The organism is Rubellimicrobium aerolatum (genome assembly GCF_017872975.1).
Classification (GTDB): Bacteria; Pseudomonadota; Alphaproteobacteria; order Rhodobacterales; family Rhodobacteraceae; genus Rubellimicrobium; species Rubellimicrobium aerolatum.
Window position 1 is genome coordinate 20,415 of sequence record NZ_JAGGJP010000014.1, and the last position, 26,429, is coordinate 46,843.

The 26,429-nt window shown below is 69.7% G+C and carries 29 protein-coding genes; 19 read left to right on the plus strand and 10 right to left on the minus strand.

The genetic code is table 11. The features are described 5' to 3' along the window. The first annotated feature begins 157 nt into the window (after window positions 1–157). Both J2Z33_RS13955 and J2Z33_RS13960 read left to right on the plus strand, forming a co-directional pair. Window positions 158–598, plus strand: coding sequence for a LexA family protein (locus J2Z33_RS13955; protein WP_209842108.1), 441 nt, complete (start codon window positions 158–160; stop codon window positions 596–598). Window positions 599–626: 28 nt separating this feature from the next. Further along, entirely contained in the window at window positions 627–1,004 is a 378-nt protein-coding gene (locus J2Z33_RS13960; protein WP_209842110.1) for a Y-family DNA polymerase, read from the plus strand. A 57-nt stretch (window positions 1,005–1,061) separates the two neighbouring features. Here J2Z33_RS13960 and J2Z33_RS13965 read toward each other — a convergent pair whose 3' ends face one another. Continuing rightward, on the minus strand, window positions 1,062–2,105 hold the full coding sequence (locus J2Z33_RS13965) for an IS110 family RNA-guided transposase (RefSeq protein ID WP_209842112.1): 1,044 nt from the start codon (window positions 2,103–2,105) through the stop codon (window positions 1,062–1,064). 122 nt (window positions 2,106–2,227) lie between these two features. Between J2Z33_RS13965 and J2Z33_RS13970 the strand changes: the two genes are divergently transcribed. Then, a complete protein-coding gene (locus J2Z33_RS13970; RefSeq protein ID WP_209842114.1) occupies window positions 2,228–3,376 on the plus strand; it encodes a Y-family DNA polymerase in 1,149 nt (382 codons plus the stop codon). A gap of 24 nt (window positions 3,377–3,400) precedes the next feature. On the opposite strand, the gene J2Z33_RS13975 is transcribed toward J2Z33_RS13970, so the two are convergent. After that, window positions 3,401–3,709, minus strand: coding sequence for a hypothetical protein (locus J2Z33_RS13975; protein ID WP_245218862.1), 309 nt, complete (start codon window positions 3,707–3,709; stop codon window positions 3,401–3,403). 196 nt (window positions 3,710–3,905) lie between these two features. Between J2Z33_RS13975 and J2Z33_RS13980 the strand changes: the two genes are divergently transcribed. The 13 genes from J2Z33_RS13980 to J2Z33_RS14040 all read left to right on the plus strand — a co-directional run bounded on the left by J2Z33_RS13980 (window position 3,906) and on the right by J2Z33_RS14040 (window position 15,527). Continuing rightward, a complete protein-coding gene (locus tag J2Z33_RS13980; protein ID WP_209842116.1) occupies window positions 3,906–4,226 on the plus strand; it encodes a hypothetical protein in 321 nt (106 codons plus the stop codon). A gap of 64 nt (window positions 4,227–4,290) precedes the next feature. After that, window positions 4,291–4,905 carry a lytic transglycosylase domain-containing protein gene (locus J2Z33_RS13985; RefSeq protein WP_377110137.1) on the plus strand — a complete coding sequence of 205 codons (615 nt, stop codon included), beginning with the start codon at window positions 4,291–4,293 and terminating at the stop codon, window positions 4,903–4,905. Further along, window positions 4,902–5,189, plus strand: a complete 288-nt coding sequence (locus tag J2Z33_RS13990) for a TrbC/VirB2 family protein (RefSeq protein WP_209842118.1) — start codon at window positions 4,902–4,904, stop codon at window positions 5,187–5,189. The genes J2Z33_RS13985 and J2Z33_RS13990 overlap by 4 nt, the downstream gene beginning before the upstream one ends. A gap of 11 nt (window positions 5,190–5,200) precedes the next feature. Then, entirely contained in the window at window positions 5,201–5,479 is a 279-nt protein-coding gene (locus J2Z33_RS13995) for a VirB3 family type IV secretion system protein (protein ID WP_209842121.1), read from the plus strand. Window positions 5,480–5,641: 162 nt separating this feature from the next. Beyond that, entirely contained in the window at window positions 5,642–7,924 is a 2,283-nt protein-coding gene (locus tag J2Z33_RS14000; protein WP_245218875.1) for a VirB4 family type IV secretion/conjugal transfer ATPase, read from the plus strand. 158 nt (window positions 7,925–8,082) lie between these two features. Further along, on the plus strand, window positions 8,083–9,267 hold the full coding sequence (locus J2Z33_RS14005) for a lytic transglycosylase domain-containing protein (protein WP_209842125.1): 1,185 nt from the start codon (window positions 8,083–8,085) through the stop codon (window positions 9,265–9,267). Next, window positions 9,264–10,088, plus strand: a complete 825-nt coding sequence (locus tag J2Z33_RS14010) for a type IV secretion system protein (protein ID WP_209842127.1) — start codon at window positions 9,264–9,266, stop codon at window positions 10,086–10,088. Before J2Z33_RS14005 ends, J2Z33_RS14010 begins: the two co-directional genes overlap by 4 nt. Window positions 10,089–10,094: 6 nt before the next feature. Then, complete coding sequence (locus tag J2Z33_RS14015) at window positions 10,095–10,748, plus strand: VirB8 family type IV secretion system protein (protein ID WP_209842129.1); 654 nt, start codon at window positions 10,095–10,097, stop codon at window positions 10,746–10,748. Beyond that, window positions 10,749–11,453 (plus strand): TrbG/VirB9 family P-type conjugative transfer protein, encoded by a 705-nt coding sequence (locus J2Z33_RS14020; RefSeq protein ID WP_209842131.1) that lies wholly within the window; start codon window positions 10,749–10,751, stop codon window positions 11,451–11,453. After that, window positions 11,450–12,865: a TraB/TrbI/VirB10 family type IV secretion system protein gene (locus J2Z33_RS14025; RefSeq protein WP_245218863.1), complete on the plus strand. Its 1,416-nt coding sequence runs from the start codon at window positions 11,450–11,452 to the stop codon at window positions 12,863–12,865. Before J2Z33_RS14020 ends, J2Z33_RS14025 begins: the two co-directional genes overlap by 4 nt. Next, the gene (locus tag J2Z33_RS14030) at window positions 12,862–13,905 is read left to right on the plus strand and encodes an ATPase, T2SS/T4P/T4SS family (protein ID WP_209842133.1); all 1,044 of its coding nucleotides are present in this window, start codon (window positions 12,862–12,864) and stop codon (window positions 13,903–13,905) included. The genes J2Z33_RS14025 and J2Z33_RS14030 overlap by 4 nt, the downstream gene beginning before the upstream one ends. A gap of 20 nt (window positions 13,906–13,925) precedes the next feature. Beyond that, a complete protein-coding gene (locus J2Z33_RS14035) occupies window positions 13,926–14,408 on the plus strand; it encodes a hypothetical protein (protein WP_209842136.1) in 483 nt (160 codons plus the stop codon). Window positions 14,409–14,417: 9 nt separating this feature from the next. Further along, window positions 14,418–15,527, plus strand: coding sequence for a TrbL/VirB6 family protein (locus J2Z33_RS14040; RefSeq protein ID WP_209842138.1), 1,110 nt, complete (start codon window positions 14,418–14,420; stop codon window positions 15,525–15,527). Window positions 15,528–15,541: 14 nt separating this feature from the next. Here the strand turns inward: J2Z33_RS14040 and J2Z33_RS14045 are convergent, their stop codons facing one another. Genes J2Z33_RS14045 through J2Z33_RS14060 form a run of 4 tightly spaced genes read right to left on the minus strand, consistent with a single transcriptional unit; the run spans window position 15,542 to window position 20,882 of the window. Beyond that, window positions 15,542–17,635 carry a type IV secretory system conjugative DNA transfer family protein gene (locus J2Z33_RS14045; protein WP_209842140.1) on the minus strand — a complete coding sequence of 698 codons (2,094 nt, stop codon included), beginning with the start codon at window positions 17,633–17,635 and terminating at the stop codon, window positions 15,542–15,544. After that, a complete protein-coding gene (locus tag J2Z33_RS14050) occupies window positions 17,628–18,521 on the minus strand; it encodes a hypothetical protein (RefSeq protein WP_209842142.1) in 894 nt (297 codons plus the stop codon). The genes J2Z33_RS14045 and J2Z33_RS14050 overlap by 8 nt, the downstream gene beginning before the upstream one ends. 29 nt (window positions 18,522–18,550) lie before the next feature. Beyond that, entirely contained in the window at window positions 18,551–20,386 is a 1,836-nt protein-coding gene (locus J2Z33_RS14055) for a relaxase/mobilization nuclease domain-containing protein (protein WP_209842144.1), read from the minus strand. After that, a complete protein-coding gene (locus J2Z33_RS14060) occupies window positions 20,373–20,882 on the minus strand; it encodes a plasmid mobilization relaxosome protein MobC (protein WP_209842146.1) in 510 nt (169 codons plus the stop codon). Before J2Z33_RS14060 ends, J2Z33_RS14055 begins: the two co-directional genes overlap by 14 nt. Window positions 20,883–21,587: 705 nt before the next feature. Here J2Z33_RS14060 and J2Z33_RS14065 point away from each other — a divergent pair. The 3 genes from J2Z33_RS14065 (at window position 21,588) to J2Z33_RS14075 (ending at window position 23,382) form a co-directional block, all read left to right on the plus strand. Beyond that, window positions 21,588–22,307 (plus strand): ParA family protein, encoded by a 720-nt coding sequence (locus tag J2Z33_RS14065; protein ID WP_209842148.1) that lies wholly within the window; start codon window positions 21,588–21,590, stop codon window positions 22,305–22,307. A 278-nt stretch (window positions 22,308–22,585) separates the two neighbouring features. After that, the gene (locus J2Z33_RS14070; RefSeq protein ID WP_209842151.1) at window positions 22,586–22,930 is read left to right on the plus strand and encodes a hypothetical protein; all 345 of its coding nucleotides are present in this window, start codon (window positions 22,586–22,588) and stop codon (window positions 22,928–22,930) included. A gap of 275 nt (window positions 22,931–23,205) precedes the next feature. Then, window positions 23,206–23,382: a hypothetical protein gene (locus J2Z33_RS14075; protein ID WP_209842152.1), complete on the plus strand. Its 177-nt coding sequence runs from the start codon at window positions 23,206–23,208 to the stop codon at window positions 23,380–23,382. Between the two features lie 14 nt (window positions 23,383–23,396). On the opposite strand, the gene J2Z33_RS14080 is transcribed toward J2Z33_RS14075, so the two are convergent. The 4 genes from J2Z33_RS14080 to J2Z33_RS14095 form a co-directional block, all read right to left on the minus strand. Continuing rightward, window positions 23,397–23,684 carry a hypothetical protein gene (locus tag J2Z33_RS14080; RefSeq protein ID WP_209842154.1) on the minus strand — a complete coding sequence of 96 codons (288 nt, stop codon included), beginning with the start codon at window positions 23,682–23,684 and terminating at the stop codon, window positions 23,397–23,399. Then, window positions 23,681–23,941: a hypothetical protein gene (locus J2Z33_RS14085; protein ID WP_209842156.1), complete on the minus strand. Its 261-nt coding sequence runs from the start codon at window positions 23,939–23,941 to the stop codon at window positions 23,681–23,683. The genes J2Z33_RS14080 and J2Z33_RS14085 overlap by 4 nt, the downstream gene beginning before the upstream one ends. Before the next feature lie 150 nt (window positions 23,942–24,091). Continuing rightward, window positions 24,092–24,421, minus strand: coding sequence for a single-stranded DNA-binding protein (locus J2Z33_RS14090; RefSeq protein ID WP_209842158.1), 330 nt, complete (start codon window positions 24,419–24,421; stop codon window positions 24,092–24,094). Window positions 24,422–24,553: 132 nt separating this feature from the next. Beyond that, window positions 24,554–26,380, minus strand: a complete 1,827-nt coding sequence (locus tag J2Z33_RS14095) for a ParB/RepB/Spo0J family partition protein (protein WP_209842160.1) — start codon at window positions 26,378–26,380, stop codon at window positions 24,554–24,556. Window positions 26,381–26,429 lie beyond the last annotated feature (49 nt).

Sequence of the window (26,429 nt, forward strand, 5' to 3'; positions counted from 1 at the left end):
CTGCAGGTCCGATCAGGAACGGCGATCATGGACCCGACCCACGCCGCCCAAGGATTGGGCGACGCCGTGGCCGGGGCGCGTCACCGCGCGAGGCGGGGCGCCAGGCGGCGGAGCATCGCTGTTGCCAAGCGGACCGAAGGCGCTACACGTTCACGTTATGTTCCTGCTGCGCCACCACGAGTTCGAGTCGCAGGCCGAGGCCTGGTCCCTGCCCTTCTTTCTCGAAGGGCTCTGCGCTGGCTTCCCTTCGCCGGCCGACGATCATCTGGAGCCGGACATCAACCTTCTGGAGCTGCTGATCCCCAACAAGCCCGCGACGTTTCTCTGGCGCGTGGACGGGCACTCGATGAAGGACGCCGGCATCTTCCACGGCGACATCCTGATCGTGGACCGCAGCCTCACGCCGCGGCACGGCGACGTGGTGGTGGCGATCGTCAACGGCGAGCGCAGCCTCAAGCGGCTGCTCCTCGACGGACCCCGCCCGCGCCTCGCGCTGGAGAACCGCGAGTTCCCGGCCTTTGAGGTGGCCGAGGCGGCCGAGGTGGAGATCTGGGGCGTGGTGCGCTGCAACGTCCACTGGCTGCGGGGCCGGCGGTGAGGCTTGCCACTCAGGTCAGGACCTCGCGATGACGGTCTTCGCCCTGGTCGACGGCAACAGCTTCTACTGTTCCTGCGAACGGGTGTTCGATCCGACCCTCGCCAAGCGACCCGTCATCGTCCTGTCCAACAACGACGGCTTCTGTAATCGGGCCCCCGCCGTCAAGCGCGTCTTGGGCCTGCGCTCATCCGCTCATGTCATAGCGCTCTCCTGCTCGGCCGCGCGGCCGCGCGGCCGAGCGGACTTGACCTGTTCGTCTCACGGGGCTCTTGGCTTCTGTCCGTGGTCGGCGCGTGGGCCGCCACATGATCGCGTTCCGACGAGAGCCGAGCCTATATGCGACAGCGGGCTTGGCCTGCGCCAGCACACCCGTCATTCCGGCTTCACCTCCCGCTCGTCCCCGTGAGGACGACCCGTCGAGACCGATAGCTGCCGGCCTCAGTTCGTCATGGACATGGGTGGCTCATGCGGCCGCGCCCGAGCCACCCAGGGCACTCCAGCGAAACGGGGTGCCATCCACCCACATCCGGTGCAGGATCACCGCCATCTTGCGCGCCAGGGCCACGGTGGCGCGCTTGGTGCCCTGCCGTTGCGCCACCCGCGTGGCCCAGGCCTTCAGGGCGGACCACTTCGTCACCCGGTGCAGCATGACGTGGGCGGCCTCGAACAAGGCCGAGCGCGCTTCGGTGTCGCCCGTCTTGGTGATGCGGCCGTTGCGGTCCACCTCGCCCGACTGGTGCTTGCGCGGCACCAGGCCCAAGATCGCCCCGACAGAGCGCGATTTCGCGAAGCGCGCTGGATCCTCAATGGCAGCCATATAGGTCAGGGCTACCACGGCCCCGACGCCCGGGACCGTCATCAGTCGGCGGCAGACCTCGCTCTCGCGGGCGACCTCCAGCAGCATGCGGCTCAGCCGGTCAAGCGCCTGCAGCATGGCCGCGTGCGCCTGAAGCAGCAGGCCCATGATGGCCGTCACGCGCGGCATCCCCGCGGTGAGTTCGCGGACGCGCTCCCCGAAGGTACGCCGCTTGGCCGTGCCGAGCTTGATGCCGAACAGGCACAGCGAGCCGCGGATCTGGTTTTCGAGGTCGCCGATCTTCAGGACCAGCGTCTTGCGGCTGGTCAGCAGCGTGCGCAGCTCCATCGTGGACCGGGTCTTGACGTGAACCGCCCGGAACCAGCCGGTGCGCAGCATCTGCGCCAGCCCCCGCGCGTCGTTGCGGTCGGTTTTGTGGGTCATGGCGACCATCGCGGCCCGCGCGTGGCGGGCGTCCATGCACACCACGTTCGGCACCCCCAGCTCGCTCATCTCCCCGGCCAGCCATCCGGCGAGCGCGCCCGTCTCCAGGCCCACGCGCGTGAGAGGCTGGCCCAGCTCGCCCAGCCAGCGCGCGAGCGCCTCCGGCTCGCTCGGCACCTTTCCCTCGCGCACGATCACTCCGTCCTCGTTGACGACGCACACCGACGTCTCAACCAACGAGACATCCAGGCCGGCATAGAAGCGCATGGTCCTTGCTCCAGATGATCGGCCATGCCGGTGTCAGCGACAGACCGGGTTGCACTATCGGGAAGACTGCCACGATCCGCGACGGCCGAAAGCTGGCACCGCCCGATTACACGATCTGCGCGGTGGCCCGCACGGCGGAGGCCAAGGCCCTCGGCATCCGCATGGGCCAGCCCTGGTTCCAGATGCGCGACCTGTGCCGGACGAACCGGGTCGCGGTGTTCTCCTCCAACTACGCGCTCTACGGCGACATGAGCGCGCGCATGAACGAGGTCTACCGCCTGTTCTCCCCCGCCATCGAGGTCTACTCGATCGACGAGAGCTTCCTCGACCTCTCGGGCATGGGCGGGACGGACCTCCTGGCCCACGCCCGCGATCTGCGCGCCACCGTGCGGCAGTGGACGGGCATCCCGACCTGCGTCGGGATCGGCCCCACGAAGACGCTGGCCAAGCTCGCCAACGGAGTGGCCAAGCACGACCCCGAGCGGGGCGGGGTCTGCGACTTCCGCGACGAGGCCGTGCGCCGTTCCGTGATGGCGAAGATCCCGGTGGGCAAGGTCTGGGGCGTGGGCCCGGCCTCGGCCGGGAAGCTGGAGGCGATCGGCTGCCGCACCGCCGCCGACCTCGCGCGGCTGGACCACAATCTCGCCCGCCAGCTCCTCACGGTCGTGGGCGAGCGCATCGTTTTCGAGTTGCGTGGGCTCTCCTGCCTGCCGCTGGAGGAGGTCGCGCCGCAGCGCAAGGGCTGCGCGGTCACGCGCAACTTCGCCGGTCGCGTGGAGGACCTGCCCACCCTGCAAGAGGCGGTGGCCGCGCACACGACGCGGCTCGCGGAGAAGCTGCGCCGCCATGGCCTCGCCACCGACGCGCTCACCGTGTTTTTCCACACCTCGACGCACGACCAGGGGCCGCAGCACGGGGCGAGCCGCACGGTGACGCTGCCTGAAGCCACGAACGACACTCTGGCGCTCCTCCATGCCGCGCGGACGGCGGTGGCGGCGATCTGGCGGCCGGGGCACCGCTACTCCAAGGCCGGCGTGATGACGATGGGGCTGATCCGGGCAGAGGACGCAGCCCGGCCCCTCTTCGACGGCTTGGACCGCGAGCGCTCCGCGCATCTCATGACGGCGCTCGACGCGGTGAACGCCCGCTGGGGCCGGGGCACGCTGGTCCCGGCAGCCGCCGGCCTCAAGCGCCCCTGGGCGACCCGCTTCGAGCACCGCAGCCCGCGCTACACGACGCGGCTGGATGAGCTGCCACGGGCGCGGACCTGAGGCAGCCCCGAGCCTGCATCCGCATCACTCGGCAGGCGTCAGCCGCGATCCGGTCGTCAGCTCCTGAAACCGGCCGTAGTCGGCCGTGACCTCCTGTGCCTCCTGAAACACCCGCGCCCGTTCCGTGTCGAGGCAGCGCAGGTAGGTGCCGAAGTCGCGGATGTAGGTCTCGAAATCCCGCCGGAGCAGGTCCGCGTAGGCTTGAACATCCCGAGGGTCGCTGGGCAGGAAGGGTCGGATAGGTGGCGTGCAGCCGCTCGTCTGGGCCGAGAGTGGTGACACCATGGCATCAATAAGGTAAAGGGCAAGGTATAATGACTCTTTCGTGAACATCAACTAAGGTCCTCTAATCTCTTCTGTTTCCGCTTCTTGGGCAGGCTGCCAGGGGGTCCGTTCGCGCGCAGGTGGCAGAAGGGGGTTGCTCCATACATTATAAGATCGTATCGCTCCCGTCATGGCCGCGGAGGTGGGCTGATACGATCACGGCACGAAGAACCGTGGATCGAATATGCCAAAACTAGGACCCGACGTGGTGACGGAAGAGGGATTGCGCGACCTTTTAGGTCACGGCCACCGCATTGTGGTGGTCTGCCTAGAGCCGCCCTTTTGGAAAAAGAGCGTCTGGTATGGCCAGTGGGGCATTTATTCCGTCGCGAGCGACGGAACGTCCGAAAGGATTCTGGTGTCCGCCCGGTCTGGGCCGGAGGGCGACAAGCCCCGGTTCTTCAAGACCCTCAACGGTCTGGCCACCTTCCTCCATGCGTTGGGGTTCCGGGCCATCATGGTGCCGATGGAACCCGGCGCCCGTCAGAGCCACAATCTCAAGGATCACGGACCGACCCAGCCCTAGACGGCTGGCTCTGCTCCTGACGCTGGCGTTCAGCTCGCAGGCCGGCCTGGCGGTGGCCGATGGCTTGGTCATGGTCATGGGCCCCGATGGCACCCTCGCCGCCAGCAGTGAAGGTGGCCGAGGTTTCTCAAGGCGTTACGGGGAGGCGGCTCAAGAGGACTCCCGCAGCGTTCTTCTGTTCGGTCGCGAGGAGATGATCCCCGAGGCTTTGGAGGCCAAGGCTCCGGCCCCGAGAGGCCGCGCGCCCGCGCCCGAGATCCTGGCCGAGATCGAAGCCACGGCCCTGCGCTACGCCGGGCACGACGCCCTTCGGCATGCAGGCCTCAGCGCCTCGGACTGGCTCCTGTTCTACCAGGCCAACATCGAGGTCGAGAGCGGCTATAACCCACGCGCGACCAGCCCCGTGGGAGCCTTGGGCCTTGGTCAGTTGATGCCGGCCACCGCCGCTATTCTCGACGTCGATCCGCACGATTGGCGGCAGAACCTGGATGGCTCGGCGCGGTATCTGCTGGCGCAATTGGGTCGTTTCAGGTCGCCTGAATTGGCGCTGGCCGCCTACAATGCCGGTCCTGAAGCAGTGACGGATTACGGCGGCATTCCCCCCTATCAGGAAACGCAAGGCCACGTTCGCAAGGTGCTGTCGGTCGTTGCGCGGCTTAAAGGAGATATCAGCCAATGAAATTGCACCACAATGCGTTTGTGTTTCTTGCTGTGGCGCTGGCCGCGTCGCCGACGCGCGCGCAGGAAATCGACCTTTCGCCCGTGCAGAATGTGCTTCAAGGCATCGTGGACGCTCTGACGGGGCCCTTGGGGCTCGTGCTGGGCACGCTGGCGCTGATCGGTGTCTTCGTCTCCTGGCTCCTGGGCTACATCGACTTCCAGCGCGCCCTCTACGTGGTGGTCGCGGTGGTCGGGGTGGCGGCCGCTCCAACGATCGTGGGCGCCATCTTCGGTGGGGCCTGAGGGCGCAGGGGATGGCGGAGCAGACCCGGCTCTTCATCGGCCTGATCCGGCCTCCCAAGCTGCTGGGGCTGCCGATCCTATATGCGGTCGTCTGGCTGTTCGGGTCGGCTCTCTTGTTCCTTTGGGTTCAGCACTGGGTGGTTCCGGTGCTGGCTCTCCTGGCCTACCCGGCGATCTGGAAGGCGGCCGACTGGGATCCGCACGTCCTCGACGTCGTCGCGACCGTTCTTCAGCACACGCCGCCCAGCCTGAACCGCTCCAGGGACGGGCGCATCCATTACGCGCCGTGAGCGCGGCCCGAGAGGGATCTGATGTTCCAACGCAAGGTTTCGGCACCTCCCGAGGCGGGCAAGCCTCGCCGGGAGGCTCGGCGGGCGGCTGAGTCCGCCAGCCCTCTCGGCCTGGACGGCCTGTTGCCTCAGCTTCGGCCCGGCGACCGACATCTGGCCCGGATGCTGCCCTACGTGTCCCTGGTGGACGACGTGACCGTGCGGACGCGCGGCAACGAGCTTTTCCAGTGCCTCCGCTTGGGTGGCCTCAACAGCGCCACCGTGGACGACGCTCTCCTCGACCGCACCAAGCGGCTCTTCGCGCAAGTGGTGGCGCAGGTAGGCCCTGGCTATGCCTTCTATGTCCACAAGGTCTCCAAGGGTCTGCGCCATGAGCTGCGCCCCGTCCTGGGCGAGGACTTCGCCGCCGCCGTCGACGCCCGCTGGCGGGCGCACCTCGACGGTCTGGGGCTCCGGGACCGCACGCTCACGCTGACGGTGATGAAACGGCCCGACCTCGGGACCAAGGTGCCCTTCTTCGCCCGGAAGTCGTCGGAACGGCTCAAGGCGGAGACGGCCCTGGCCCTGCGCAAGCTCAACGAGGTCACGGGCTTCCTGCTGTCAAGCTTCAGCGACATGCGCGCCCGGCGGCTCACGGCGTCCAGTGGCGAGCTCCTGGGCTTCCTGGGCGCGCTCAACACCGGCGAGGAGGTGCCGATCCGTGGGCACTCGCGCTATCACTTCTTGGCCGAGGACGTGGCCAACACGCGCGTGAGCTTCCAAGGCGCGCGCTTCCTGCTGTCCGAAGGCGTGGTGGGCCGCAAGGTCGGGACCACCTTCGCCATCAAGACCTACCCCGCGAAGACCGAGGTGGGGCTGTTTGACGGCCTCGACCTGCCCGTCGACATGGTCATGACCCACAGCTTCACGCCGATCAACTCGAACCTCATGGCGGAGCGGCTCAAGCGCACGAGGCGCCTCATGCGCGCGAGCCAGGACGGGGCGCTCTCGCTGGCGGCGGAGCTCGAGGAGGCGCACGACGATCTGGAGGCCCGGCGGCTCATCTTCGGTGACCACCACATGACCGTGACGCTGTTTGCCAGAAGCGTGGCCGAACTGGACGAACTGGGAAGCGAGGTCCGCAACATCGCCGCCAGCCGGGGTGTCACCCTGGTCAACGAGGCCTTTCCGGCGCAGACCCACTACTTCGCGCAAGCTCCCGGCAACGCCGCGATGCGCGCACGCCGCGCCACGATCACCAACCGCAACTTCGCCGACCTCGCGGCCTTCCACCGCACCTCGCTCGGCAAGCGCGCGGAGGAGACGCCCTGGGGCACGCCCATCACCATGCTGCCCACGCCCGAGCGGTCGGGTTACTGGTTCAGCCATCACGAGGCGGGCAGCCCCGAGAAGGAGCCCACCTCGGGCCACACCCTGATCCTGGGCCGCTCGGGCGCGGGCAAGTCGGTGCTGGCGGCCTTCCTGATGACGCAAGCGCGGCGCGCGGGGGCGCGGGTCGTCGTGTTCGACTACCGAGCCGGCCTGGAGATGGCGGTGCGGGCGCTCGGGGGATCGTACGCCCCGATCCAGGCGGGGCGACCGACGGGGCTCAATCCCCTGTGGCTCGAGACCGACGAGCGCGGACAGGCTTGGCTCGCCGACTGGCTGACAGCCCTCCTTTCCCGCGAAGACCGGCCGCTCTCGCCGGTGCAGACGAACCGCATCAGCGAGGTCGTGCGCCAGAACGCCGGGGCCGCCCCGACTTTACGCAACTGGACGGACCTCGCCTCGCTCTTTGCATCGACCGACGACGGGGGCGACCTGCACGAGCGCATCCACGAGTGGACGGCCGAGGGCCGCTACGGCTGGATCTTCGGGCAAAGCCGCCGCGATACGTTCAGCCTGGAGGGCGACGTGGTGGGCTTCGACCTCACGGGCATCCTCGACAGCGAGAGCGAACGCGAGCGCATGGCGGTGCTCTCCTATCTGTTCCGGCGCGTCGAGCGGCTGATCGAGGACCGCCGGCCCACCGTCATCCTCGTGGACGAGGCCTGGAAGGCGCTCGACACGACGTACTTTGCGGAACGCCTGTCCAACTGGCTCGTCACCGCCCGCAAGCAGAACGCGGCCGTGGTGATGATGACGCAATATGCCAGCCAGCTCGAGCGCACCCGCACGGGGCGGACCATCGTGGAGGCGGTGCCCACCCAGGTGCTGCTGCCCAACCTGCGCGCCCGGGCCTCCGACTACGAGATGCTGGGGCTCAACGACAAGGAGCTGGCCATGCTCTTGGAAACCGGACCCGGCTCCCGGCTGGCGTTGGTGCGTGACGACCGGGGCTCGACCTTGCTGAACGCCGATCTGTCCGCCCTGGGCCCGCTCCTCACGATCCTGGGTGGGATGGAGAAGGGCGAGGCCCTGGCGGGATCCGGCTGGCGATCCCGGCCCGACTTCTGGAGGCTGTGACATGGGACGGCGAGCTCTCCTCTTCCTTGGGCTGGGCCTTGCAGCGTTCGGGCTCGCCGGCTGCGAGCCCACCTCCGGACCAACGGCCACTTGCTTCAGCTTCCTGGCGGGCCACGACCCTTGCGAGTTCCAGCCTCTGCCTGAGAACCTGGGTGGGGATGCGTAGCGCCGTCGCCGTTTCCGCTCTCCTGCTTGCGCTCGCCCTCCCAGGCGCGGGCGAGGCGGGCCTGTTCGGGGGTCTCTTCGGCAGCGTGTTCGGAGGCGGGTCGGTCCACGACGAAGGCCTGGAGTTGCGCGAGGAGGCGGTGATCGCCCAGAAGGGCGAGGACCTGGCCCTGCAGGCGCAGCGACGGACGAACGCGGCGCAGGCCCTGGAGATCGAGCGCGGCCAACTCGCCGCCCTCGACCGCATCCTGGCCTCCGTCTCGGCCACGGACGGCTCCGGCACCCCGGCCACCCTCGCAGCGCTGGAGGGCGACGGCACCGCGCCCGGGTCCGCGGCCGTCCTTTACGGCGCCCAGGACCCCAACCCGGCCGCCGCCCGGCTCTTCGGCGACGCCAACGTCACCGTGGAGGAGCTCATCATCCAGGTGGCCAAGGACACGGCGGGCTACCCCGGCGTCGCGGCCGCCGGCCTCTCGCCCGTGCAGTGGCGCTGTCTCCTGCAGGCGCTGATCTGGCAGGAAAGCCGCTTCCAGGTGGGCGCGCGCTCCCCGGCCGCGGCCTTCGGGCTCACGCAAATCATCCCCGGCACGGCGCAAGCCTTGGGCATCTACCCCGAATACTACGAGGACCCCTACGTGCAGGTCGAAGGGGGCGCCCGCTACCTCTCCCAGCAGCTCCAGGCCTTCGGCGGCAACGTCGTCTTCGCGCTCGCGGCCTACAACGCCGGACCCGGCGCGGTCGAGAAGTACGGGGGCGTGCCGCCCTTCGATGAGACCCAGGGCTACGTGAAGGCCATCCCGGCCAAGTACAACAGCTACTTGGGCCTCGTGGGCGGGATCGACGCCAAGGGCACCATCGACCCGGTGCTGCTCGCGGGCGCGACGCTGTCGCTCACCGCCGACGCGGCGATGGTCTACGGCGCCCACACGGAGGCCCAGATCGCCTCGGCCGCCACCCGGCTCCGAAGCATCGTCACCCGCATCAGGGCGACGGCGGACGCCGAGGAAGCCATGAGCCTCAACACCTACGCCCGCGCCGAGGTCGCGCGTTTGATGGTGATGATGGCGCGCCTGCAGGCCGCCCACGTCCAGCCGCTGAGCGCCGAGCAGGTGGCGCTGGCGGCGATCTTTGCGGCCGAGCGCGACTACACGGATTTCACCCTGGAGACCCTGCCATGAAGCGCCTCCTTCTCTCGACGGCTCTGGTCCTGGGGTTCGCCCAGAGCGCCTCCGCCGCCATCCCCGTGGTCGACTGGAGCTCCATCGCCCAGCAGATCCGCCAGCTCGACCAGATGCTGGAGGACTTCGGCCTCCAGTCCGACCTCCTCGACACCGCCTTGGAGCAGCTCCGGACGCTGGAGGAGCAATACACGAAGCTCACTCAGACCTACGAGGCGCTCACGGGCGAGCGCGACATCATGGAGCTCGTCATGGGCGGCGAGCTCGACAACCTCCTGGGCGGCAACTTCACCGACGTCGTGGGCTCCATCCAGGCCGTGCAACAGGGGGACTGGTCGCAGCTCACCGGCCCCAACGCGGGCCGGATGCGCGAAGGGATCGAGGGCGTGCTGAACGAGGCGGGCTTCGACGCGGCCACCCTGGAGCGCTTGGCGGCCGGCAACCCAAGCGGCGACGGCCCGTCTGATCCGGGCGGCACCCCCGGCGACGGGGTCGGCACAGACGAGGAGGCACAGCGCATCGCCACCCGCGCCACCACGGGCGCCACCCTAAGCGCGGCGGCCCAGGTCAGCCACGAGAACGCGGGGGTGGAGGCCGAACGCCTGGAGGCGCTGGTCGCGGCCATCGGCGAGCAGCCCGACCTCAAGGCCTCCATCGACCACAACACCCGCGTCACCGCCGAGATCGGCATCGTTCTGCTCGAAATGCTCCGCCTCCAGTCGATCGCAACCGTCGGCGCGGGCCAGGCGGGGGTCATCGACGCCGCCACCATCGCGGCCGAGCGCGAGTACACCGACTTTACCCTGCCGGACTTGGAGTGAGGCCCCATGACCCGCATGAACGACATCGTGGAGGAAGAGCTGATCTTCGGGGCGCGGCGACGCGAGCGCGTGTGGAAGGCGCTGGCCGGGGCGGGTCTTTTATTCGGCGTGGCGGGGTGCCTCGCGGCAGCGGCCGTGGCGGTCCTCGACGTGGATCCGGCCCCGGCGCTCGTGGCCTATGATCCCGCCACTGGCATGGCCCTGCCGGAGGCGCGGGTGGGGACGGTGACGCTCACCGAGCGTCAGGCGGTGGTCGAGGCGGAGGTGTTCCGCTACGTGAGCGACCGCGAGACCTACAACCAGCTCGACAACGACCTGCGCGTGCGCCGGACGCTGGCCATGAGCGAGGGCGCCGCCGCTGACACTCTGCGCGCGCTCTGGACGTCGGGGCACGACGCCTACCCGCCCGAGGCCTATGGGCCGAACGCCCGCATCGACGTGGAGGTGCTGAGCATCGCGCTCATCACCAACGACCGCGCCCAGGTCCGGCTCCGCAAGCGGCTGACCGCGCCGGAAGGCGTCACGACCGGGCTCTTCACGGCCACACTCAAGTTTGCCTTCCATCCGGAGACGCAGCGCCAGATCGATGGGGTCTGGACCAACCCCCTGGGCTTTACGGTGGAGGACTACGCCATCGTCTCGGACCGACTGGAGGAGTAGATGAGCCGTTGGTCCCATCTAGGCTCGATCGCCCTTTTCTCTGCAGCCCTGGCCTCCGCCGCTTGGGCCGAAGCCACGCCCCAACGGGGCAACCGCGACGAGCGGGTGCGGGTGGCGTCCTACGTCGATGGCGAGGTTTATCGGCTCAACACCAACCTGACCCACGTCACCAGCGTGGAGTTCGCCCCTGGCGAGACCATCACCTCCATCGTCGCGGGCGACACCGAGGGCTTCCTCTTCGACGGGGTGCCGGGCGGGCAGGCCTTCGCGGTCAAGCCGGTGATGTCGGGCGTGAGCACCAACATCAACGTCTACACCAACCTGCGCTCCTACTACTTCAACGTCGTGGAAGGGGGCGGTCCCACCTACTACGTGGTGCGCTTCGCCTACCCTGGCGCCTCCGCGCCCCCGAGGAACGCCGTCGTGCCACGGCCCACCACCTACCGCTACGGCGTGAGCGGCGAGGCGGAGTTCGCCCCCGTGGCGGTCTCGGACGACGGCACCTTCACCTATTTCCAGTTTGGGTCCAACGCCCCCCTGCCCGCCATCCTGCGGGTCGGCCCCGAGGGCGGCGAGCGCACCGCCAACAGCTCGTCGCGCGAAGACGGGGTCGTGCGCGTCTCGGGGATCAGCCCCCGCTGGGTGCTGCGCTTGGGCGAGGAGGTGGTCTGCGTGCAGGCCCAAGATCGGGAGGCCGGATCATGAACGAGGACGATGCCGCAAGCTTGGGGGAGAACCTGGCCGCCTTGGACGACACGCCCATGCGAGGCCGGCCACGGGCCGGAGCGGGACCGATCAAAGTCATTGCGGCGATCCTGGGCGTGTCGGTGCTCTGGGGGGGCATTCTGGCGCTGCATCAGTCGCGTCAGGCCAGCGACACCCTGGCGGTCGCCGAGCCCGAGGAGTTCCAGCCCGCCGGAGCGGGCTGGGAGACGATGCCGACCCAGAAATCCGCGCCAGAGGTGCCCGCGCCGATCCCGGTCGCGGCTCAACCCTCCCTGCCACCCGCCGTGCCGGCCTCCTCGGAACCGTCCCAGCCGGACGAGGCGATGATGCAGACCTTGGCCGAGCTGCGAGCCGAACTGGAGGCCTTGCGCGAAGCGGCGGCACCAGCTGGCGGCGAACAGCCGGACGAGGACGGAACCGCCGCACAGCTCGCCAGTCTGAGCGCGCAGGTCAGCAACCTCGCCTCGCAGTCCGCGAACCTGCAGGACGCCTTGGAGGACGCCCAGCGTCAGGCCAAGCAGGAGCAGCTGCGAGCCGATGGCCTTCAGGCCCAGCTGCTGGCGGCCCAGTTCGACGGGAGCGGGCCGACCCTGCCGCCCGGCGGATTGGAAGCATCCCCGCTGGGGGACACGGAGGCCGAGCGCCTGGCCGCCTTGGAGGCGCGCCGCGCCCGCGCCGAGGCCGAGCGCCAGGCGCGGATCAGCTCGCCCATCGTGGCATTCGGGGGATCGGGGGTGGGCGCGACCGGAGCAGCCGCCGGGCCCGACCTAGGACAGAACGAGGAGTTCCTTCGCGCCGGGGCCCGCCGAGCCGAGGTCGAGCAGGCCACCGTCATCGCCAACCCATCCCGCACCGTGATCCAGGGCACGGTCATCCAGGCCGCCCTGGAGACCGCCATCGTCTCGGACCTCCCCGGCGCCATCCGCGCCGTCGTCTCCGAGGACGTGCACAGCTTCGACGGCACCCGCGTCCTCATCCCGCGCGGCTCCAAGCTCCTGGGCCGCTACAACAGCCAGATCGAGCCCACCCAGCGCCGCCTCATGGTGGCCTGGGACCGCATCCTCACCCCCGACGGCCAGTCGGTGAGCATCTCGGCCTACGGCGCCGACGAGCTGGGCCGGTCGGGGACTGCGGGGCGCATCGACCGGCGCCTGGGCACCCGCTTCGGCTCGGCGGCGCTGGTGTCGCTCATCTCCGCCCTGCCCGCGGCCGCGGCGGCCTCCGTCGAGGACCCGCTCGCCTCCGAGCTCGCGGAGGAGCTGGGCGGGGACGCCGAGGACGCCAGCCGCTCGGTGCTGGACGGCTACCTCGCCGTGCCGCCCACCCTCTTCATCGACCAGGGCGCCCGCATCACCGTGCTCGTGGACCGCGATCTGGAGCTTCTCGGATGACCGCTAGCCCCACCCTCGTCCCCGCCCCCGCCGATCCCGTCCCCGTCGCGGACTCCTACCTCGCGGCCTCGCTCCAGCGCCTCGGCCCGGCCGTGCGCCGCGACGACGTGATCGAGATCGCCGTCAACCCCGACGGCCGGGTCTGGGGGGAGTTCCAGGGCGACCACGCCATGCGGCCCCTGGGCGTGACGCTCACCCCCGTGCAGGGGCGCGACTTCGCGGCCCAGATCGCCTCGGCGGCGCGCGCGCAGCTTTCCGACCGCCGGCCCATCCTCAGCGTGTCGATCCTCCATGGCGGCCGGCCCATCCGCGCCCAGGTGGTGACCGCCCCGGCCGTCGCCGGCCCCGCCCCCGCCATCTCGCTGCGCTTCTTCTCGGCCGTCCCCTTGGAGGCCATCCGGCTCGACTGGCTCTATGAGGCGCCCCAAAGCCTGGAGGCGCGCCGGCGCGAGCGGAACGCCCAGCTCCGCGCGGTGGTGGCCGGGGGCGATCTGGAGGCGGCGCTGGCCTTCTGCGTCCACCACCGGCTCAACCTCGTGGTCTCGGGCGGCACCAACACCGGCAAGACGGTGGTGCTGCGCAAGCTGCTCGACCAGGTGCCCGTCCCCGAGCGCCTCGTCACCATCGAGGACGCGGCCGAGCTGCACCCCCGCCAGCCCAACGTGGTCACGCTCCTCACCGACCGGGACACCCCCGAGCGCAGCCCCGACCGGCTCCTGACCTCGACGCTGCGGATGCGGCCCGACCGCATCATCCTGGGCGAGGTGCGGGGCGCCGAGGCCATGGCGTTCCTGGAGGCCATCAACACCGGCCATGGCGGCTCGATGACGACGCTGCACGCCGAGACGCCCCAGCTCGCCGTCAAGCGCCTCGCCATCGCCGCATCCAAGGCCAACCTGCCCATGACCTACGCCGAGCTTGTCGCTTACGTGGAGGGCACCATCGACGTGATCCTGCAGGTGGGCCGGCACGGGGACCGGCGGGGGCCCACCGAGTTCCACCTGCCGGGGCTGCACCCCGAGGACGATCAGGCGGCCTGAGCGCCGCAAAGGAGGAGACGATGACGACCACGACGACGCGGATCGGCCTCGCCCTGGCGGTGGCTCTGGCGGGGTTCGGGGAGGCGGGGTGGGCTCAGGAGGCTCCCGAAGAGCCAGCTACGTCCGAGGCCGCCGAACCGTCCGAGGTTCCGGATCTCACCGTTCCCGACCTGAGCGCCGACGCCCCCCGTACGTATCGCACCTGTCCGGATCGCCCGCCCCGACCGGACTGGCTCGAGAGCCTGAGCGTGCGCGACAGCTACAAGGGGGTGCTGCTGATGTCGATCTACGAAGCACGGGCCTACGAGAGCATCGTGGCGAGCGGTGACTGCTCCTGCTCGAACAAGGCACCCTCCTGGGACGCAGCCATGACGGAGTATCAGGGTGATTACGCAGAGCTGGATTATGAAGCTCAGAGTGAAGCAACGAGCGAATTTGTGGATCTAAAAAATAGCTTAAGGCAACAAACGCGCGCAATCTGCCAAAAGCAAGGCAACTGGTGAGGACGAACGATGGGGATCGTCTCATGGATGGTAGAGTCCGCCGATGAGTTCATCGCCTCAGCGGCACAATCTTCATTCGCAGCTTTGGCGGAGGCGATGGGATCGATCTTCATAGTGGCCTCAACTCTTCTCATCATTCTAGTTCTGCTCAACTTCTCTCTCCAAACTCGGTCCATGGACGGTCGCACAGCGATTTTGCTCGTTGTGCGTCTCATTCTTATCAACGCGTTCGCACTCAATTGGATTCAATTCAACACAGTCGCTTCCGCCCTCACTGACGGCTTAGATCAGCTTGGTGGCGCCATGGTAGAGGCTGTTGGCGGGGCTGTACCCGAAGGAGCAGTCGGGTTTGCTGGAGCTTTTGACAACCTCATGGACAGGCTTGCGCAATATTTGAACGCTGCCACAGAGGAGATGGGTTGGATGAGAGGTGCAGCCATCACCAGCATGGGCACTGCAATGATGGGGATCGTAGGTGCTCTAGCGGGTGGCGTTCTGATCTTCTCTAAGATCATGTTGGCCCTGTTGATCGGATTGGCACCTATAATGATTGCGACATCCATATTCGAAGCCACAAAGGACTACTTCCACCGCTGGCTATCAAATCTTGTTAGCTATGCGATGTTCCCGCTCGTCATCTCGGGCGTGATGGCCACAATCATCGGCATGGCCAACAGCTTGGTAAGTCGCATGGGCGATCCTACTGAAGCCGATAGCATTGGGGCTCTCCTACCATTTTTTGCCATGGTCTTTATGGCCACCGGCATGATCGCCGCGATCCCGTTCATCGTGAAAGGTCTCTCCGGCAATATCATGATGGCGGCCGCGCCGAGCATGACGGGCGCCGCCGCAAGCCTGTTCTCCCAAGGTCGCGCGGGCGCCTCAGGGCTGTTCAACACCCGGGGCTATCAGGCCCGCTACGAGGCCGGTCGGGCCAGCGCCGCCGAGATGGCGGGGGCCGGGGCCCGACGAGCCCTCGACGCCGCCACCGCCGGCCGCGGCACGGGCCTGAACCGGGCCCACCTGATGACGGAGGCCATGGAGCGCAACAAGCGCCTGGACGCGGCGGGGATCACCGGACCGAGCAACCTCCGGCCCACGTCCAGCCGCGAACGCTGACGCGCCCCGCCCGCTCAGGTGAGCTTGGAGGTCCGGCTTCGGGTCCGCGCCTCGTCCGCATCCTCGCTGCTTCCGGACAGGTCGGACGCAATGCTGTCGATCTGCCGGATGACGCCTTTCAAGGTCTGGACCTCCTCCTCCGTGGCCACGACGGGACGAAGGGTGAGGGGCGCCGGAGGTTCGACCTGGGCGGATCGGGACCGGCGGGCGGACGGCGCCGCGACGGCGGCCTGGGGCTCAGGGGTCGCGGACAGCGGCCCCGACGCGATCCCGCCTTTGGGCGGGGGCGTTGGGGGTGACGCCGGCTCCTGAGGGGCGGTTTTCGCGGCGAGGGCCGCCTGCATCGCCTTGAAGTTGGCTTCGATCTGGGCGACCCGGCCGGACAAGAGGACGTTCTGCTCTTCGGCGGCTTCGGCCCGTTGACGCAACGCCACCACCTCCGCAACCGCCAAGGCATCCGGATCGGGGTAAGGCCAATCGCCGGCTTGGGCCGCGTGGACCGCCTTGAGCGTGACATCGTCGTAGTACTTGATGCGCTTCGCCCGGATCGGGTTCTGGGCGTCGATCACCACCACCACGTCGTCGAGGCTCATGGTCCGGGCCTGGTCCTCGGACAGGAGCGGCGCGTCTTCGGTCCGCTCGGTCAGGGTTCGGGACTTGAGGGCATGCGGACCCAAGGGCCGCGACTTGGAGATGACGCGCTTGGTCGTCATGCCCGTCGACGCGCTCAGCTCCTCGATGGTCTTGGGATCGGAGGGCGTGAGGTAGACCTTCACACCGGCGCCCCCTTGCAGGGACAGGCGCGTGTTCTCGCCGTAGATCTCGTCAAGCGCCGGGATGGTCTGCGTCACCAGCGCCAGATGCCCGCCGTAGCCGCGCAGCATCTTGATGGACTCGGCCACGATCGGCATCCGCCCGAGCCGGTCGAACTCGTCCAGCAGGATCATCACCCGCCAGGGCTCGTCGGGACCCGGCTTCTTGGCCTGCAGCGAGGCGATCAGGTCCGCAAAGAAGAGCCGGATCAGCGGAGCCAGCGGCCGCACCATGTCGGGCGCGACCTCCAGGTAGACGGCGTGCGGCGTGCGGCGAAGGTCGCGGAACGAGAAGTCGCTGGTGGCGGTGGCGGCCTGGATGGCCGGGTTGGCCCAGGCGTTGAGACCGGCGGTCATCAGCACCGAGATGCAGGAGGTGAGAGTGTCGACGTTGGTCGAGCCCAGGTTCTCGAACAACAGATGCGCGGCCGGGTTCTTCACCTCGTTCGCAAGCTTGGCGTAGGCCCTCTGCTTGTCCCCGCCCGTGGCCGCGATCTGGTAGATCGCGCCCAGCGTGGGCGTGCCCCGCTCGAAGGCCAGCATGCCTGCGGCCACGAAGATGTCCATGGCCCCTTCCAGGAACCCGGCCGCCCCGGGGCTGTCGGTCTGGAGGAAGAGCCCGGCCGTCAGCCGCAGCTCCATCAGCTGCTGGTCGGGGTTCTTCAGCTCAAAGATGCGGCGCAGGGGGTTGTAGCGGTGGCTGGGCTTCCGGCTCCAGTCGGCGGGCGCGAAGCGGATGACGCGGTTGCCCATGGTCTGGCGCTGCCGGGCGGTCTCCATGAAGTTTTCGCCCTTCACGTCGAGCACCACGACGGAGCCCCGGAAGGTCAGGAGGTTCGGGATCACGAAGCCCACGCCCTTGCCCCGCCCCGTCGGCGCGACCAGGAGCGCGTGCGGGAACTCGGTGGACACGAGAAACGGCTGGCGGCTCTTGGGATCGCCGAGCTTGCCCAGGACGAAGCCTTGGCCGAGCGGCCCCAGGAAGCCGTGCCGCTTCATCTGCGCCCGGGTCTGCCACTGGGTGAGCCCGAACGTGGTGAGCTTCTCCTGCGCCACGACGCCCGTGAGGGCGAGCCCGAACAGCACGCATCCCCCCACCAGGGCGGCCGCGATCAGGAACTCGGTGGGCGCCCGCTCCCGCAACGCCGCGAAGTTGCGCAGGAAGAACAGGAAGTCGGGACTCTGGAGGGAGCCCCCGAACCGTTGCGTCAGGTAGGCGCTGGCCAGGGCGTAGCCAAAGCCCGCGCCCAGGAGCGAGAACGAAAGGCCGGCGGCAAGAACACGGCGCTTATCCATGGACGGCTCCCCGCAGCGCGTGGCCGTGGCGAAGGCGCTGCGCGTCGATCTGGGCGTCCACGAGGCGATCCAGAAGCCGGGCGTGCGCGGCCGACCCCTCGGTGGCCCGATCCGCCTCGAGGTAGGCCCGGGCCAGCTGGAGACGGTCGAGCGGCTCCGACGCGACCTCGGCCAACGCTCCGTCGTCGCCCTGAAGCAGGCGGTCGATCTGGTCGGGGGTGAGGCGGCGCTCGATCTCCTCCTGGAAGGCCCGCGCCTCCTCGCGCGAGGCGAAGGCCGGGGCGCGAGCGGACGCGTCGCGCAAGCGCTCGGCCACCACCCGGGCCACGGAGCCGCCTTGGGCGAACGCCTCCTCCTCGTTCACGGCGCGCTGGACGACGCCAGCGTCGGCGAGCAGATGGCGCAGGTCGCCCGATACCCGGGCGAAGCGATCCTCCAGCGCGGCCCGGGCGCTCGCGCGGCTCCGCTCGTCCGGGGCATCGAGGTCGTAGGCGCGGGCCAGGGCCTCCCAGTCCTTGCGGGTCCAGGTGGCCTCCAGATCGGCGCTCGCGGCCCCGATCCGCACGCGCGCCATCACCTCGTCGGCCGAGATCGGGGTGTCGCGCAGGAGAGCCTCCACCGCCGTCCGGACCTCGGGACCGTCCAGGCGAGCGAGACCGGCCGGATCGCGCGCGTGCTGCGAGTAGACGCCGAAGGATGAGGCGGGCAGGCGAGCCGCATCGCGCCGCTCGGGGTCGAGATGCCGGATCGAGGTCAGGACCTCATCCAGCCGTTGCTCCAGGGCCGGACGCGCGGCCGGAGCGGCGGCCGCGATCCGGGCTCGGGCGCTGTCCAGGCTCGCGTGGAACTGCCGGGTCAGGGTGTCTGGGGTGTCATCAGGGGCCATGGGACGGATCTCCTGGAGCGGGGAATGAGCTAGCGGCGCGTGAGGCCATGGCCGAGACCCTGCCGAAGGCGCTGCGCGTCGATCTGGGCGTCCACCAGGCGGTCGAGCACATGCGCGAGGGCGTTCGGTTGTGGCGCGGCGGGGTGGGCCTGGAGGTAGGCCTTGGCCAGGCACAAGCGGTCCAGGGCGCTGTCGGCCAGAGGGGCGAGGACCTCCTCGTCGCCGGCGTCGAGCCGGGCCAACTGGGCGGGCGTCAGGTGGCGCGCGACGGCGTGGCGGAACGCCTCGGCCTCTCCGGGGCTATCGAAGGCTGGGGCCGAGGCGCGAGCGTCACGGAGCCGCTCGGCGATGGCGGACAGGATGGCCAGGGAGGCCGCGGGAGCCGGGTCCGTCAGCGTCGATCCCGCGCCGTGGCGCCGGACGCCGGCGGCCGTCAGGGTCCGGGCCAGGGCGCCATGCACATGGTCGAGCCGGTCCAGCGTCCGGCTCCACCCGTCGGACCCGGACAGGTCGAGCCCGTCCTGGGCCGCGAGGCGGCGGGCGTCGGAGGCCAGCCACTGCCGCTCGAGAGCCGCGTTCGGGGCGCCGAGCCGCAGCCGGGCCAGGATTTCGGCCCGCGCCAGGGGGGTCGAGCGCAAGGCCGCGTCCACCGCCGCCCCGATCGCCGGATCGTCCAGCCGGTGGCGGGCGGACGGCTCGAGGGCCCGGTGGGAGTAGAGGCCCTCCGCGCTGGGGGGCTCCAGAAGCGAGGCGGAGGCGCGCCCGAGCGGGTTGAGGTGGCTGATCGACACGAGAACGGTGTTGAGCTCGTGCTGGTAACGGGGGCGCTCGGCCGGCTCGGCGGCGTGGATGCGCTCCTCGACGGCTCTCAAGCTTCGCGAAAGGTCGCGCAGGAGGTCGTCGAAGGAGGCTTGGTCGTAGGTCGCATAGATTCCGCCCTGGGGCAGGATGTGGCCGCCGCGCGCCAGGATCGCGCTGGCCTGGAGCAGGGCGTCGCTGACCTCCTCGAAGCCCGCGCGGCTCGCCTCGGCCGCGAGGTCCTGATAGGTCGAGCTGGCCAGGGCGACCTGCTGGAGCGCCCGGTCGAGGCCGCGCCCGGCCCTCTCCCGCTCGACGGGCGCGCGCCGCTCGACGCGCGCGCGCTGCACTTCGACGCTGCGGGATCCGAAGGTGATCCGACCCCGGTCGAACCGCTCGGTGGCCTCCAGGCGCAACCCGAACCGGTCCCCCTGCTCCACCATCGCCTGCCGGAAGGCCTGATAGTTGAAGCGGTGGTCGCGCTTGAGGAAGAAGCGCTCCCCGTCCGGGCTTTGCCGGTTGACCACGATGTGGGCGTGGGGGTGGGCGCGATCGGTATGGACGGCCGCGATGTAGTCGAACCGGGCGCCCTGCCCTTGGAAGAAGCGGTCGCAGAGGCTCTCCACCACGTCGCGCACGTGCTCGGGCCGGGTGCCGATGGGAAACGACATGAGCAGGTGGGAGGTGTGGCCGAGCTTGAGAGGCCGCGTGGTGTCCCACTGCCCCGAGAACCGCCGCGCCACCGCGTCGATGTCCGCGGCGCTCAGCACCCTGCGGCCGTCGTACTGCCCGCGGGCGTCGAAGACATGGGCCGACTTGGTGGTGAGATAGGTGAGCTGGTTGCGCAGCTGCGCGCGGGTGTGGCAGCCCCCCCTTCGGATGACCTTGAAGACCGCCGGGCTGTGACCGCGGGCGGCGCGCACCATCTGCGCGCGACGGTTCAGGACCCGCGACCCGGCCTCCGGACCGAAGGCCCCCCCTGCCCCGCTTCCGCCGCGTCGCCCCCGCACGCGGCTCCAGCCGGTGTCGAACAGATCGGCGGCGGGGGACAGCTCAGGCCGTCTCATCCGGCCTCTCCTCGTGGAGGGTGGCCGCCACCACCACGTTGAGGGTCGCGCGCCGCGCCTCCGCGAGTTGACGCACCTGGTCGGCCACCTCGAACACCACCGTCAGCGCCTCGCGGACCTCCGCGTGGGACCGGGCCGTATAGGGCAAGGCCTGCCCCTTGATCCGGGCCTCGTTGCAGGCCTTGGCGATCTGGTTGATGTTGCCGCCGATGCGGTTGACGGCCGCGCCCAGGCGCCGGAGCTGATCGGCCTCCTCCCCCTCAGTCACGAAGACCTCCCCCGCCGCGCGCACCAGGCGCTTGATCGCCTCGGACCGGCTGAGGCCATGCCGTCCGATGGTGGCCTCGAAGGCCCGCAGCTCGCGATCCGACACCCGCGCGCTGACCACATGCGTGGTGCCGTCGAGCACCGTCGACGCGTCCCCGACCTGCCGCGCCACGGCGTGGATCGTCTGGCGGCTGACGGCGAAGCGCGCCGCGAGGTCGCGCGCGCTCACCCCCCTCGCCCGCTCGCGGGCGATCTCCAAGCGCTGGCCGGGGGTCAAGCGGAGACGAGGCATGGTGTAAAGTATACAGTGTTATTTCCCGCCAAATCTACGACCGAGGCAGGCCTTCGCGCAAGCGGAGGTCGGAGGCGGTCGTAGTCCATGTCAGGCGGCCCCCAGGGGCCGCCTCGGCGCCGCCAGCGCCGACCCGACCGTTCAAAGGACGGCGCACCCCGAACGGCGGAAACCGGAGAGCGACTCCGGGACGTCGCACAGCCACCAGCACTCAGTTATGACCCTGTGCCGTCCAACGGACCCCTGATGACGCACGGCACTCACCGAACAGCCATGACCAACGAGCCGCTAGCGACCAGCAATAAGTAACGAGCAGGAACCTTTAAGCGCCCGACACACAGGAATCAGGGGCCACGGACCAGCTATCAGCGATCCACTCACCGCGTGAAGCGCTTGCCGTCAAGCATTCCACTCAAGGCAGTTACCAATAAGCTGGACGCGATCAGCATCCCGCATTTATCGTACAGCACACGGCGGTCCAAGACCGGCCCATGTGGGCCAGCTACAACAGCACCGCGCGGAGAGGACCGCAACCGACGGCAAGGGATGACCGATCAGCGGCCAGCAGCTAGGGTCCGGTCCGAGGCAGCAGGCGAGCCCCCAGTCCTGGCGCACAGACCGGGTCGGGGCGAGGAGTTCAGGATGGCGAACGACAACATGGTGGTGGTGGCCGCGGTGGCGCGCAAGGGCGGCTGCGGCAAGTCCACCCTCGTGAAGGCGCTGGCGAGCGCCGCGCTCGGGGCTGGCAAGTCGGTCCTGTTGATCGACACCGATCCGCAAGGCGATCTGGGCGGGTGGTTCGAGCGCGCGACGGAGCAGGGCATGGTGCCGGCCGGGGCGTCCTTCGCCCGGGCCCGGGACACCGAGGAGCTCGACGCCCGGATCAACGAGGCCTACGACGGCGACGCGACCGACTTCATCTTCATCGACACGGCCGGAACGGCCGGAGCGTGGGCCGACCAGATCGCCATGCTGGCGGATTACCTGATCACGCCCGTGCTGGCCACGTCGAGCGACCTCGTGGTGGGGACGCAGACCGCTCAGTGGTTCCAGCGACTTCAGGAACGCGCCTCGCGCCCAGAGGACCTGCCCCCCCACCGCGTGGTCCTGACCCGCTTCCCCTCCAAGGCCACGAAGCTGGAGGTGGCGCTGGCCAAGAGGGCGCACGGGCTCTTTCCCGTCATCAACACGATCGTCCAGGACCGGGCCGCCTACAAGGAGATGGACGAGCGTGGGTTCCTGGGCGAGATCGCCCAAAGCTACCAAAGCCAGCCGAGCCCGTTGGAGCGCAACCGGGCCCGCCACTTCCAGGAGGCGTTGGTGGAAGCCATGGGCGTGCTCAACAACATCATGGAGAGGTAGGGATGCCGCGGCCAGGAAAGACCTTCCAAGCCTTGTTGGGGAACGATCCGGACTACACGGAGTCCTTTGGGGTGAGCCGCTCCGGACCGCCCGCGCCGCCGGTCGACCATCCCCGGCCCCGGGCCGAGCCGAAGAAGACGGCTCCGGAGGCGGCCCCGGGGCCGCTCCAGCCTCACGCGGCCCCTGTCATCGCGCCGGCTCCGCCATCCGCAGCGCGCCCGGAGCCGGACCGGCGCGCCCCGGCTGCGAGCAAGGCGCCCGGCCCCAAGAAGGGGCGGGTGCAGATCTCGGTGGGGATCCGGCCGCTGGCCACGCAGGTGGAGCGCATCGCCGCCACGGGACTCCGGAAGCGCGACGTGCTGCAGGCCGCCTGGCGCAAGGCGGCCGCCGGCTATGTGGTGGGCGACGCCTACGTCGAGCCACGGGCCGTCGAGCGGGGCGGCGGCCGCGAGAACCTGTTCGACTCGACCTTGACGGTCGACGCCGGAGCGCTGGACGGCTTGGCGCGCGTCCATGATCCGCTGGGGGTCAAGGGCGCGTGGTGGCTGATCCGCGGACAGATCGAGCCGGCGTTCTGGGAGGCCGTGGACGACGTGCTGGCGCAGATCGCCAAGCGGACGTGAGCCGCAGGCCCTCACCAAGAGGGACCCCCACCGGCAGTCAAGCCAAGGACCGGCAGGGGGGAAGGAGTTCCGACCTCCTTCCCCCCGAAGCGGATTAGACAGGGCCGTGTCCTCGGGCTTCGCCCTGCGGGCCGCACCACCCCTGTCGAATCCGCTTCCCCCCCATCCTCTCGGCGCTCGCCGCTGGGGCAGGGGAGCAGCGCGGCTGCTCCCCGCCTCCCAGTTCAGGAGGAGCCGGTCCAGCCGCCGCACCCCACAGCAACAGGTGGAACGGCATGGCACGGCAGAAACGCAAGATCGGCACGATGATCCACACCATCAACGATCCCGTGACGGGCGAGGTCCTGGGCTGGCTTCTGCGCTGGGACACGGGCCAGGTGTCGCGGCTGATGAAGACCAAGGTGCCGCCCCTCCTGACGCCGGACCCCGATTCGGACGCGGACGAGCCATAGGGCAGGGGGCGGGATCACGCCGGCCGGCGGGGGCGGCCCTTGCGGCCGCGCGGCCGCGGCGGAGGCAGGCGGCCCTCGTCGATCAGAGCCAGCAGCGCCCGAAGGCCGGCCTCGTCCTCGCAGGGCTCCCCCGCCAAGTAGCGCGTGATGGTGCGGGGCGACCGCCCAAGGACGGCGGCGGCTCCGGCGTCGGTCGTGCGATGGCGGTCGATGAACGCCCGCAGGATGGTCGCGATCGGGCGGGCGTCCTCGAGGGGCGACACCTCGCCGAACCCGGGGGCTTCAGGCGGAACGTTGGTCACGCCGGGGCCTCTCCGGCCAGCCGCTGCAGGATGCGCTGGAGAGCGCCCAGGCGCTCCTGGGTGACGGCGCGGAGTTGGCCGGCCCCGCGGCTGACTTGGCTCCAATCCCGCTGATCGAGGGCCTGGTTCAGCTCTGCGACGATGGCGAGCTGGTCGCGCTCCCAATCCTTGATCCAGTCGGCCATGATCTCGCGGCGGACCTCCGGGCTTTTGGCACGCGACAGGCGCTCGCCGATGGAACGGCTCTTGAGGGTCATGCTCGCCATCCTTCGGGTCCAGGACCGTGGCGGGACGCCACGGGCTCGCGCCCTGATTTAGAGACACCATGTCCGCATCTCAAGGCGTGTGCGAGACCGCCCGCAGGGGGGTCTCGCACCCGGGGGCCGGCCCTGTCGAAGGCTGGGGCCTCAACTTGCCGCCGGAGCCTTCGGCGCCAGGAGGTCGAAGTCGTCCGCCGCCAGCGTGACGCCGTAGAACGTCTGTCTGTCCTTCTCCCACCGGGTCTGGCGAAGCGTTCCCCGGGCGTGAACGAGGTCTCCGGGCTTGAGGCTGTCCTTGGCCCAGGCGATCACCCGGTCGTTGAACAGCGTGACCTCGTTCCAGTAGGGGTTCGACTGGAACTGGCCCTTGTCGTCCTTGCGCCCGTAGTCGGCGGCGACATCCACCCGCAAGGTGGGTCCCACCATGCGGACCTTGCCCACATGGCCGATGATCTGGAACTCCGCAAACGTCCGCATCTGGTCGATCCTTTCGCGATCGGGCAGGGGAAGCGACCCCTGCAACATTATAAGATTGTCAGAGGTTCAGCAACCGCCGGGGCAGGGCGGGCCGGGGGCCGGGGCGCGGGCAGGCGCCCCGGCGAGGGGACCTCAGGCCAGGGTCTCGGGCCGCCACGTGGCGATCCGCGTGGCCTGCGCCTCGGTGACGCTCCGGTGGGCGCGGGGGTCGGCGAAGAGGGCCTCCAGCGTCTCGGCCTTCTCCCGCTTTTTCAGCTTGGCGAAGGAGGTGGCGGTCGGGTGCTCGGGCGCGAGCTCCAGAAGCTCGCACCACAGCGCGTCGAGGGTGGAGCCGCCCACGCGGGCGAAGAAGTTCTCGGCGGTGGGGGTCCAGACCTTGCGGAGGTCGGCCTTCGCCTCCTTGTCGATGAGGGCTCCCAGCGTTTCGTCCTCCACGTCGAGGAGAGCGGCGAGGCTCCGGACCAGATCGGCGCGCACGGCCTCGGGCCCTCGCTTGCGGAAGGCGCGGAACGCCTTGGCGAAGTCGGCCGTCCAGGGGTCCTTCGGGGCGTCTCGCGGGGCTTGGAGGCGCTCGTCCAACGTGTAGCCCGTTTCCGACAACGGCTGGACGCGGACCTCCGTGGGCCGGAGCCCGAACGCGTAGCGGTATCCGAGCTGACCCACCAGTTGGAAGGCCAAGAGGTCGAGGAGGAGCTCCGGGTGGTCGAGGGCGGCGCTTTGGCGCGCGCCGCGCGTGATCCGGGTCAGGTCCTCGGCCAAGGCGGCGGAGATCGCCGGCTTCGGCGGCTTAGGCCCCGTTCCCGCCCCGTGGAGGGAGGGAGCGAGGACACCTGCCGCGATCGCCGCCTCGCAATCCTCGGGCCGCACGATCCCGTCGTGGACGCGCACCTCGCCCCGGTGATCGACGCGCAGGATGATCCCGGCATGGGCCTTCTGCTCGGGCGTGTAGGCGCCGTCCGCCGCCTCAGACAGGGCCGCCAGCTCGGCCTCGCCCTCCTCGTCCAGCACGTCGCCGTTCGCCAGTTCGGCCAGCTCGTCGTAGCGGGCGGCCTGCTCCTCGGTCAGTTCGCCCGGAGCCGGATAGAGCCGGCCGCCTTGCCACCGCTCGATCTCCGGGTGGCCCAAGTAGTCACTCAGGCTGATCTCGGCCCAGGCCCAGCCTTGGGCCACCCGCAGGGCCTCGGCCTCGGCCCGGAGCTTGGCCTCGAACATCCGGTCGAGCACGTCGGGGCTGTCGAACAGGTCTTCCTCGGTGAAGAGATCGCCGCCGAGACGGCCTCCGGCGGCCAGATAGGCCTCCCGGCCCACAAAGACGGCCCGGCGGTCGGTGCCCCGGATGCTCTCGGGCTTCAAGAGGCGCTTGATCTGGTGGTCGCTGAAGGACTGGCCGCGCACGCGGGCCAGGACCTGAAGGCTCACCGCCTCGTCGTCGCTGATGGTGAAGGCGGCGGCTTGGCCGAGGCTGATCTGGTCGTCGCGCAAGGCCTGGAGCACGGGGGCAGGCAGGCGCGCGAGCGCAAGGCGGCGCTGGACGTGCTTGTCGGAGACGCCAAAGGCGATGGCGATGGCAGGCACGGCAATGCCGCGCGCGGCCATCGCCCCGTATTCGCGCACCTCGTCGGCGGGGTGGGGCTGCTCGCGATGGTGGTTCTCGGTCGAGGCCCAGACGACGGCGGTGGCCTCGTCGGGCGCAAGCCGGACGGGGACGGCCTGGAACCGGGGATCGTCCTGCAGGAGGGCCAGGGCGCGCAACCGGCGGCCCCCGGCGACGACGCCGACGCGACCGGTCTCGTCCCGGAGACCCGCGAGGTTCTGGATCAGGCCCAGCTCGCGGATGTTCTGGGCCAGGGCCTCGATGCCCGCCTCGGAGACAAGCCCGCGCGGGTTGAGCGGGGACAGGTAAAGGTCGGTGAAGGGGACGAGGGCTGCGGCCTCGGCGACAAGGGATTGGGTGATCATGGGGGTTGGTCCTTTCCAAGGGTGACGCGAACGCGCGGGGTGGAAGGGG